The 9,482-nt window shown below is 72.7% G+C and carries 10 protein-coding genes; 9 read left to right on the top strand and 1 reads right to left on the bottom strand.

Annotated elements, in window-relative coordinates; genetic code table 11:
* Window positions 1–176: 176 nt before the first annotated feature.
* Window positions 177–491 carry a DUF6457 domain-containing protein gene (locus tag KME75_RS36530; RefSeq protein WP_219419513.1) on the top strand — a complete coding sequence of 105 codons (315 nt, stop codon included), beginning with the start codon at window positions 177–179 and terminating at the stop codon, window positions 489–491.
* A gap of 106 nt (window positions 492–597) precedes the next feature.
* On the opposite strand, the gene KME75_RS36525 is transcribed toward KME75_RS36530, so the two are convergent.
* Complete coding sequence (locus KME75_RS36525) at window positions 598–1,020, bottom strand: PPOX class F420-dependent oxidoreductase (RefSeq protein WP_219419512.1); 423 nt, start codon at window positions 1,018–1,020, stop codon at window positions 598–600.
* A gap of 77 nt (window positions 1,021–1,097) precedes the next feature.
* Here KME75_RS36525 and KME75_RS36520 point away from each other — a divergent pair, with 77 nt between their 5' ends.
* From KME75_RS36520 to KME75_RS36485, 8 genes are all read left to right on the top strand, one after another.
* A complete protein-coding gene (locus KME75_RS36520; RefSeq protein ID WP_219419511.1) occupies window positions 1,098–1,274 on the top strand; it encodes a hypothetical protein in 177 nt (58 codons plus the stop codon).
* Window positions 1,275–1,332: 58 nt separating this feature from the next.
* Complete coding sequence (locus tag KME75_RS36515; protein WP_219419510.1) at window positions 1,333–2,883, top strand: alkaline phosphatase D family protein; 1,551 nt, start codon at window positions 1,333–1,335, stop codon at window positions 2,881–2,883.
* A gap of 64 nt (window positions 2,884–2,947) precedes the next feature.
* Window positions 2,948–3,661, top strand: coding sequence for a hypothetical protein (locus tag KME75_RS36510; protein ID WP_219419509.1), 714 nt, complete (start codon window positions 2,948–2,950; stop codon window positions 3,659–3,661).
* Between the two features lie 130 nt (window positions 3,662–3,791).
* Window positions 3,792–6,419 carry a valine--tRNA ligase gene (locus tag KME75_RS36505; protein WP_219419508.1) on the top strand — a complete coding sequence of 876 codons (2,628 nt, stop codon included), beginning with the start codon at window positions 3,792–3,794 and terminating at the stop codon, window positions 6,417–6,419.
* Window positions 6,416–7,921, top strand: a complete 1,506-nt coding sequence (locus KME75_RS36500; protein ID WP_219419507.1) for a bifunctional folylpolyglutamate synthase/dihydrofolate synthase — start codon at window positions 6,416–6,418, stop codon at window positions 7,919–7,921. The genes KME75_RS36505 and KME75_RS36500 overlap by 4 nt, the downstream gene beginning before the upstream one ends.
* Complete coding sequence (locus tag KME75_RS36495) at window positions 7,918–8,319, top strand: DUF4233 domain-containing protein (protein WP_308283410.1); 402 nt, start codon at window positions 7,918–7,920, stop codon at window positions 8,317–8,319. The genes KME75_RS36500 and KME75_RS36495 overlap by 4 nt, the downstream gene beginning before the upstream one ends.
* Before the next feature lie 96 nt (window positions 8,320–8,415).
* The gene (gene ndk, locus KME75_RS36490) at window positions 8,416–8,826 is read left to right on the top strand and encodes a nucleoside-diphosphate kinase (protein ID WP_219419506.1); all 411 of its coding nucleotides are present in this window, start codon (window positions 8,416–8,418) and stop codon (window positions 8,824–8,826) included.
* Entirely contained in the window at window positions 8,823–9,359 is a 537-nt protein-coding gene (locus tag KME75_RS36485) for a GNAT family N-acetyltransferase (RefSeq protein ID WP_219419505.1), read from the top strand. The genes ndk and KME75_RS36485 overlap by 4 nt, the downstream gene beginning before the upstream one ends.
* Window positions 9,360–9,482 lie beyond the last annotated feature (123 nt).

Raw genomic sequence — 9,482 nt, 5'->3', positions numbered from 1 at the left:
CGCGGTGTCCGGTCGGGCAGCAACGGCTCCAGCCGTGCCCACTCCGCGTCGGTCAAGTCGTGGCGATCAAGCACAGAAGAGATCTACCGCAGCCGACCCGCATGATCCACGGGACACGCTCTAGGCGCCCAACGCGCCACCCGGCGCGTCCGGGCCCGCATGGTTAGGGTCGGTCCGTGACCGAGAGCAGCGAGACCAACGCCATGTCCGAGTGGGTCACCGCACTGGCCCAGGAGCTGGGCCTCGAGGACGCGGTGGAGACCAGCGGCCTCGTCGACACCGTGCTCGACCTGACCTCCGACGTCGCCCACGGCGTGAGCCGGCCGGCCGCGCCCGTCACGGCCTTCCTCGTCGGACTGGCCGCGGGGCGGCAGGCCGAGCCGAGCGTGGCGGCCCGCGACTACGCCCAGAAGATCACGGCGCTGGCCGACGGCTGGGGCAGCGACGCCCAGCGCGGCGTCCCGTCCAACGACCAGTCCCAGCGGGGCTGAGCCAGCGGCACGACCGTCCGGAAAGCCACGTTCCTGTCGCTGAATGGCAGGAACGTGGCTTTCCTGGCACTCGGGGCGCTCGGCTCAGCGCTGACGTTCGCTCCGCTCAGCCCGTCATGTCGAGCTCGGCGATCACCTTCGTCGGCCGCAGCCGCACCACCAGCTCGCCCGGCACCCCGTTGCGTTTGCCGAACTCCTCGGCGCGGTCGGCGCCCATGTAGCGCCCGCCGATCTCGGTGGCGGTCCTGAGCAGCTCGGCGGGGTCCTCCGACACCGTCGCCACTCCCTGCACCTGCACGAAGGAGTACGGCGGCGCCTCGAGGTCGACGCAGAGGACGACCCGGGGGTCGCGGGTGATCGCGCGTCCCTTCGCCGTCGCCTTGCCGGTGTTGAACACCAGCTCGTCGCCCTCGACGACGAACCAGATCGGGGCAACGAGCGGGCGGCCGTCGGCGGCGACGAAGCCGAGCTTGCCGGTGCGGGTGCCCTCGGTGAGGAAGGCGCGGTGCTCGGGGGTCAGCTCGATCATGCGAGCACTGTAGGCAGGGACACGGAACTCCCCTGCGACGGCGGGAGGTTGCTCCCGAGGTCGTACCAGGGGAACCGATGTCGACCACGTTCGCCGCACCCGCGGCGCGCGTCCCGCGGGTCGTGCCCGTGCTGGCGCTGAGCGTCTTCGCGCTCGGGACGAGGCCGCGCCTCGCGGGCTACGAACGCGGTCTTCGCGCCCAGATGGCCCCTGGCCGCGTTGTCGGCAAGGCCCGGGTAAGTCCTGAGGCGTGAGCCGAGCGTTCACCTCGCCGCTCGACTCTCGTCACTCGGATGGGTTACACCATCGGACATGCGTCCCCCTCACGTCCTCGACCGCCGCTCGCTGCTGCGCACCGCCGCCGTCGGCGGGCTCGCCGCCACCGCTGCGCCGCTGACCGCCGCGCCCGCCCTCGCCGCCCCCACCTTCCTCCGGTCCGACCGGCCGGTGCTCACCCACGGCGTGCAGTCCGGCGACGTGCTCCCCGGGTCGGGGCTCGTCTGGGCGCGCGCCGACCGCCCGGCCCGGATGGTCGTCGAGGTCTCCGACGGACCCGACTTCCGGCACCTCCGCCGCCTGCAGGGCCCGCTGCTCACCCCGGACACCGACTTCACCGGCAAGCTGCGGGTGCCGGGCCGCGGTCGCGCGGTGCACTACCGGGTGGTCGCCGAGGACCTGGACGGGCGGGCCGCGAGCGAGCCCGTGACCGGCTCGTTCCGACTGCCGCCGGGTCGCAAGGACGGCGTGCGGTTCGTCTGGTCCGGCGACGTGGTCGGGCAGGGGTGGGGCATCAACCCCGACATCGGCGGCATGACGATCTTCTCCGCGATGGCCGAGCGCGAGCCCGACTTCTTCCTGCACAGCGGCGACACCGTCTACGCCGACGGCCCGCTCACCGAGACCGTGACGCTCCCCGACGGCCGCACCTGGCGCAACGTCGTCATCCCCGAGAAGCTCAAGGTCGCCGAGACCCTCGCGGAGTACCGCGGGCAGTACGCCTACAACCTGCTCGACGAGAACGTGCGCCGGTTCGCCGCGGCCGTTCCGCAGATCAACCAGTGGGACGACCACGAGGTCACCAACAACTGGTACCCGGGCGAGGTGCTCACCGACGACCGCTACGAGGAGAAGCGAGTCGACGTGCTCGCCGCGCGGGCGTTCCAGGCGTTCCACGAGTGGGTGCCGCTCGACCCGCGGCGCGCTGTCGACGGCCGGGTGTACCGGCGGCTGCCCTACGGCCCGCACGTCGAGCTGTTCGTGATCGACATGCGCACCTACCGGGACGCGAACGGCGCCAACACCGGCGAGGGCGGGCGCATCCTGGGCGAGGAGCAGGCGCGCTGGCTCGTCGACGCGATGGCCTCGTCCAAGGCCACCTGGAAGTTCGTGGCCTCGGACATGCCGATCGGCCTGCACGTCCCCGACGGCGACAGCGCGTGGGAGGCGGTGGCCAACGGGGTTGACGGGCCGCCCAGCGGCCGGGAGGCCGAGCTCGCCTGGGTGCTGGCGGAGCTGCGCAGGCGGAAGGTGCGCAACGTCGTGTGGCTGACCGCGGACGTCCACTACACCGCGGCCCACCGCTACAGCCCGGAGCGTGCGGTGTTCACCGAGTTCGACCCGTTCTGGGAGTTCGTGTCCGGCCCGCTCAACGCGGGCGCGTTCGGGCCGAGCGAGCTGGACGCCACGTTCGGGCCCGAGGCCGTGTTCGTCCAGGCGCCGCCGGCGACGAACACCTCACCCTTGGACGGATTCCAGAACTTCGGCGAGGTCGAGGTCGCGCCGGGCGGCTCGGAGCTGCGGGTGGCGCTGCGCGGGCAGGACGGGCGCGAGCTGTGGTCGACCACGGTGGCAGCGGTGCGCTGACCCCCGGAACGTGGCGCCGCCCCGCACCGCGAGGGAGTATCGGGGTATGCGGACGGTGTGCGGGGTGGCACGACGAGTGCAGTCCTTCGTCGGGCGGGGCCGGGTGGCGGCGCCCGTCGCCCAGGTGCGGCCGCTCGCGGGCGGGCGCAGGCCGCTGCTCACCGATCGGCTCGGCGAGCAGCGCCACGGCGGCGTCCGGCTCGATCAGGTGAACGGCACGAGCTGCGGCAGCGCCGTCCTCGTGGCGTTGTCCGCGTGGGCCGACCCCACCGAGATGCTGCGGCTCGACGGCGAGCAGCTCGCCGGCGCCGCCACCGGCTCGTGCGGGATGGGCAGCGGCACGCGTACCGGCGTCGCCCCCGGGTTCGGGGTCCGCTACGACACCCGTCAGCGGGAGGTACATCGCGAGTCCACCACGGTGTGGCCGCAGGCGCTCGGGACGACCCCATGGGGGATGGTCCGGTGGCTGCGCCACCACGTGCCGGGCGCGGGGCCGTACCGGGTGCGGCTGGTGGACGACACGTCCGGAGCCGACCTCGCCGACGCACTGGGTGCCGCGGCCGCCGCGCTCGCGGTGGGCAGGCCGGTGCCCGTGCTCGTCGGGTCGCTCGTGCCTCGGCACTGGGGGATGGCGCTCGGGCGCGACGGCGCCGCCTGGCGGGTGTACGAGCCCACCAGCGGCCAGGTACGGGCACTGGACCTCGACCTGGTGCGGCAGCGCAGGCTCGCCAGGGTGCTGGGCTTCCCGCGGCTGCAGGCCCTGCTCATCCCGGCCTGACCGGTCGGGCCGGAGCGCACGTGCCCGCGAGTCGGGCTGTACGGGTGCGCGAGTCGGGGCCTGCGTGCGGGATACGGGGCGGGTGGGTGCGCAGGAAATCCGGTCGGGCCCGGCTCGTAGACTTGGAACGGTGACCGACACCCTCCCACCGCGCACCGCCGACCTCCCCGCCCAGTGGAACCCGGGCGAGGTAGAGGCCGGGCTGTACGAGCGCTGGGGCGAGGCCGGCTACTTCACCGCTGATCCCTCGAGCGACAAGCCGCCGTTCTGCATCGTCATCCCGCCGCCGAACGTCACCAGCAGCTTGCACATCGGGCACGCGTTCGAGCACACGCTGATCGACGTCCTGGTCCGGCGCCGCCGCATGCAGGGGTACGAGACGCTGTGGCTGCCCGGCATGGACCACGCCTCGATCGCCGTCCACGCGCTCGTCGAGCGGGCGCTCGCCGCCGAGGGCACCGACCGCCGTGCGCTGGGCCGCGAGGCGTTCGTCGAACGCACCTGGGAGTGGAAGGCCGAGTACGGCGGCAAGATCCTCGAGCAGATGCGCCGGTTCGGCGACAGCGTGGACTGGTCGCGCGAGCGCTTCACGATGGACGAGCGCAGCAACCGGGCCGTCCTCGCCATGTTCAAGCGGCTCTACGACGACGGCCTGATCTACCGCGCGGAGCGTATGGTCAACTGGTCGCCGGAGTTGCGCAGCGTGCTGTCCGACATCGAGGTCGAGCACCGCGAGGTCGAGGGCGAGCTCGTCTCCCTCCTCTACGGCAACGGCGACGAGAGCGTCATCGTCGCTACCACCCGCGTCGAGACGATGCTCGGCGACACCGCGGTCGCGGTCCACCCCGACGACGAGCGCTACACCCACCTCGTCGGACGGGAGATTGCGCTGCCGCTGGTCGGCCGGATGATCAAGGTCGTCGCCGACGAGCACGTCGACCCCAGCTTCGGCACCGGCGCGGTCAAGGTCACGCCGGCCCACGACCCCAACGACTTCGAGATCGGCCGCCGGCACGACCTGCCGATGCCCTCGATCATGGACGAGACCGGGAAGATCACCGGGACCGGCACCGAGTTCGATGGGATGGACCGGTTCGAGGCGCGGGTGAAGGTCCGCGAGGCGCTTGCCGCGCAGGGCCGGATCGTCGCCGAGAAGCGCCCGTACGTGCACAGCGTCGGGCACTCGTCGCGCGGCAAGCAGGAGCCGATCGAGCCGCGGCTGTCGCTGCAGTGGTTCGTCGACGTCGGCCCGCTCGCCAAGGCCGCGGGCGACGCCGTGCGCAGCGGCCAGGTGGCCGTCCACCCGAAGGAGCTCGAGCCGCGCTGGTTCGGCTGGGTGGACAACATGCACGACTGGTGCATCTCGCGGCAGCTGTGGTGGGGCCACCGCATCCCGGTCTGGTACGGGCCGAACGGCGAGGTCGTCTGTGTCGGGCCCGACGAGGAGCCGCCGAGCGGCGAGGGCTGGCACCAGGACGAGGACGTCCTCGACACGTGGTTCTCCTCCGGCCTGTGGCCGTTCTCCACGCTCGGCTGGCCGGACAAGACGCCGGACCTGGACCGCTTCTATCCCACGTCGGTGCTGGTCACCGGCTACGACATCCTCTTCTTCTGGGTCGCCCGGATGATGATGTTCGGGCTGTACGCGATGGACGGCGTCCAGCCGTTCGACACGATCGCGCTGCACGGGATGGTCCGCGACCAGTCCGGCAAGAAGATGTCGAAGTCGGCCGGCAACACGGTCGACCCCGTCCAGTGGATGGACGCCTACGGCACCGACGCGCTCCGGTTCGCGCTCGCCCGCGTCGCGAACCCCGGCACCGACGCGCCGATCGGCGAGGACAACGTCCAGTCGGCCCGCAACTTCGGCAACAAGCTGTGGAACGCCACGCGGTTCGCGCTCAGCAAGGGAGCTTCGCCCGCCCTGCCATTGCCCGCCGAGCCCACCGATGCCGACACCTGGGTCCTCGGCCGCCTGCGGGAGGTCCGCGAGCAGGTCGACGCGCTGCTCGAGGACTTCCAGTACGCGAAAACCGCCGAGGTGCTGTACCACTTCACCTGGGACGAGCTGTGCGACTGGTACGTCGAACTGGCGAAGGTCCAGCTGAACGACGAGGCCACCGCCGACGGCACCCGCGCCGTCCTCGGGCACGTCCTCGACGCACTGCTGCGGCTGCTGCACCCGGTCATGCCGTTCCTCACCGAGTCGCTCTGGAAGGCGCTCACTGGCGGCGAGTCCGTCGTCATCGCGCCATGGCCCACGGAGGTGGGCGCACCGACCATGACCGCGGCTGCCACCCGCGTGGAGGACCTGCAGAAGCTCATCACCGAGGTCCGCCGGTTCCGCACCGAGCAGCGGGTTCCCGACAGCCGCCGGGTCGCCGCGCGGCTCGTCGGGCTGGACGAGGCCGGCCTCGGTGGGCACCGGGCCGCGGTTGCCGCGCTAGTCCGGCTCGACGCGCCTGCGGAGGGGTTCACCCCCACCGCCACGCTCGAGGTCGCGCTGGCCGGCGGGTCCGTCCACGTCGAGCTCGACACCTCCGGGGCCATCGACGTCGCCGCGGAGCGGGCCCGGCTCGGCCGCGACCTCGCCGCCGCGGAGAAGGAGCTCGGACAGGCCGACAAGAAGCTGGGCAACCCGAAGTTCGTCGAGAAGGCGCCCGCCGAGGTCGTCGACGGCATCCGGGCGCGGCAGGAGACCGCGCTGGCCGACATCGAGCGGATCACGGCCCGCCTCGCCGCGCTGCCGTCGTCATGACCCGCGACCGAGAGGAGCTGCCCGAGGGCGAGGGCGAGGTCCGCTCGCCCGAGGAGACCGCCGAGGACGCCGTCGTCTCGCACGTCCTCGACGCGATCCGCGGCGGGGAAACCCCCGACGTCGTCCCGGCGCAGTCGTCCACGGCGGGGTTCGCGGAGTTCCTGGCCGTCGAGGCGGAGCTGGACCGGCGCTGGCCGGAGTCGGTGATGGAGCCGACCCTGGAGCGGATCGACGCGCTGGTGGACGTGCTCGGCGACCCGCACCGCGGCTACCCGGTCGTGCACCTGACCGGCACCAACGGCAAGACCTCCACCGCCCGGATGGTCGACGCGCTGCTCACCGAGATCGGGCTGCGCACCGGCCGCTACACGAGTCCGCACATGCAGCGGGCCACCGAGCGGATCAACCTCGACAACCGGCCGGTCACCCCCGAGCGCTACGTCCAGATCTACCGGGACGTGGCCCCGTTCGTGGAGCTGATCGACGCGAAGGAGGGCACCCGGCTGTCCAAGTTCGAGGTGCTCACCGCCATGGGGTTCTCCGCGTTCGCCGACGCCCCGGTCGAGGCCGGGATCATCGAGGTCGGGCTGGGCGGGCGCTGGGACGCCACCAACGTCGTCGACGGCAACGTCGCGGTCATCACGCCGATCGGCCTGGACCACGCCGAGTACCTGGGCGACGACCTGCTCGGCATCGCACGCGAGAAGGCCGGGATCATCAAGCCGGGCGCCGTGGCGGTGCTGGCCGCCCAGGGCAGTGATGACCAGGGCAGGGCCGTCGCCGAGGTGCTGCTCGAACGGTGCGTCGAGGTCGACGCCCAGGTGGCGCGCGAGGGCGCCGAGTTCGGGGTGAAGACCCGCGAGATCGCGGTCGGCGGCCAGCGGCTCACGCTGCAGGGGCTCGGCGGCACCTACGACGACATCTTCCTGCCGCTCCACGGCGAGCACCAGGCCAACAACGCGGCGCTCGCGCTCGCCGCGGCCGAGGCGCTCGTCGGCGCCGGTCCGCGCCAGCCGCTCGACCCCGACGCCGTGCGCGAGGCGTTCGCCCGCGTGCAGTCGCCGGGCAGGCTGGAGCGGCTCGCGGCGGGCCAGGGCGTGCCGACGGTGCTCGCCGACGCGGCGCACAACCCGCACGGCGCCGCCGCGCTCGCCGCGGCCCTCACCAGCGAGTTCCGGTTCACCCGGCTCGTCGGTGTCATCGGCGTACTCGGCGACAAGGACGTGCGCGGGATCCTCACCGAGCTGGAACCGGTGCTGCACGAGGTCGTGGTCACCGCCAACTCCTCGCCCCGGGCGATGGACCCCGATGCGCTCGGCGCGCTCGCCGTCGAGGTGTTCGGTTCCGACCGCGTCAGCGTCGAGCCCGTGCTCGGCGAGGCCGTCGACCAGGCCAGGGAGCTGGCCGAGGAGGGCGGCGAGTCCGGCGTCGGCGTCGTCGTCACCGGGTCCGTGGTCACTGCGGGCGAGGTCAGGGCGCTGTTCGGGCGGGAGCCGGCGTGAGTTCCGAGCCGGAGGGCCGCCCCGCCCCGCCCGACCCGATGAAGGGTGTGCGCGGGGTGTTCGCCGCCACCCTGGTGCTCGAGTCGATCGTCGTGCTGCTCGCGCTGCTGGTGCTGCCCAAGTTCGGGACGGGCGCCACGGCCGTCGGCGTCTCGGTGATCACTGCCCTGGCCGTCGCGATGATCGTCGCCGCTGGGCTGCAACGGCGGTCGTGGGGCCTCGGGCTCGCGCTCGGCCTGCAGGTCGCGATGATCGCCTGCGCCGTCCTGGTGCCGGCGCTCGGCGTGATGGGCGTGGTGTTCGCGCTGGTGTGGGGCGGGTTGCTGCTGTTGCGCCGCGACCTGGCCCGCAAGATGGCCCGCGGTGAGCTGCCCTCGCAGCAGATGCGGGATCAGTAGCGGATCCCGTACGGCGGGCACCAGCACGGGCCCGGCACGCCGGTCGGCCGGAGCCCTGGAGCTCGGCGGCGCCGGAGCCGTCGATACCCTGACCGCGTGACTGAACGCACTCTGGTCCTCGTCAAGCCCGACGGCGTCGAGCGCAAGCTGATCGGCGAGGTCCTCGCCCGCATCGAGCGCAAGGGCCTCGACATCGTCGCCCTCGAGCTCCGCGCCGTGGAGCGCGAGCTCGCCGAGCAGCACTACGCCGAGCACGACGGCAAGCCGTTCTTCGGCAGCCTCCTCGAGTTCATCACCTCGGGTCCGGTGCTCGCGGCCGTCGTCGAGGGTCCGCGCGCGATCGCGGCGTTCCGCCAGCTCGCCGGTGGCACCGACCCCGTCGAGAAGGCGGTGCCGGGCACGATCCGCGGCGACTTCGCGCTGGAGACCCAGTCCAACCTGGTCCACGGGTCGGACTCGCCGGAGAGCGCCGCCCGCGAGATCAAGCTCTGGTTCCCGAACCTGTGACCGCTGCTGCCGAGGCGTTCGTCGGCGGGCCGCACCTCCTCCACGAGGTGCACCCGGAGACGGCGACGGCGCTCGGCACGCTGTGGCTCGCCGTCACCCGTGCCGGCGGTGCCGTCGGGTTCGCCCCGGACGCGCCGGAGGACGAGATCCATGCGGCTGCGGAGCAGGCAATCGAGGACGTCCGGGCCGAGCGGCAGCAGCTCATCGTGATCGGTGCCGACGACGTGTTCATCGGCACCGTGTTCCTGCGCCGCGGCGCAGGCCCGGTGGTCGCGCATCGGGCCACGGTGCTGCGGCTGATGGTCCACCCCGACCTGCAGGGCCGCGGCTGGGGCAAGGCCCTGCTCGACGCTGCGGTCGCGCACGCCACCGACCTCGGGCTGGAGCAGTTGCGGCTGTCGGTCCGCGGCGGCACCGACCTGCTGACGTTCTACCCGAAGCTGGGCTGGACCGAGGTCGGGGTGTTCCCCGCGGCGCTTCGCCTGGGCCCGGGCGACGTCCGCGACGAGCACTGGTTCCAGCTACAGCTCTAGTGTCTCGTGTCCGAAGTCTTTTGACGCTGCGCTTTGGCCAGGATGGCCTCGGCGTCCTTGGTCCAGATGAACGGTTCACAGCGCTCGTTCCATGCGTCGATGAAGCGGCGGATGGCGGCGATG

It is taken from the genome of Pseudonocardia nigra (assembly GCF_019396355.1).
Classification (GTDB): domain Bacteria; phylum Actinomycetota; class Actinomycetes; order Mycobacteriales; family Pseudonocardiaceae; genus Pseudonocardia; species Pseudonocardia nigra.
The sequence above is the reverse complement of the archived record's forward strand: the minus strand, read 5'-3'. Positions and strand labels throughout refer to the sequence as shown.

What these genes read in the sequence shown, in the direction of transcription:
- KME75_RS36520 (WP_219419511.1), top strand. Translation starts at nt 1,098, where the DNA reads ATGTCGACCACGTTCGCCGCACCCGCGGCGCGCGTCCCGCGGGTCGTG.
- KME75_RS36525 (WP_219419512.1), bottom strand. Translation starts at nt 1,020, where the DNA reads ATGATCGAGCTGACCCCCGAGCACCGCGCCTTCCTCACCGAGGGCACC.
- KME75_RS36500 (WP_219419507.1), top strand. Translation starts at nt 6,416, where the DNA reads ATGACCCGCGACCGAGAGGAGCTGCCCGAGGGCGAGGGCGAGGTCCGC.
- KME75_RS36515 (WP_219419510.1), top strand. Translation starts at nt 1,333, where the DNA reads ATGCGTCCCCCTCACGTCCTCGACCGCCGCTCGCTGCTGCGCACCGCC.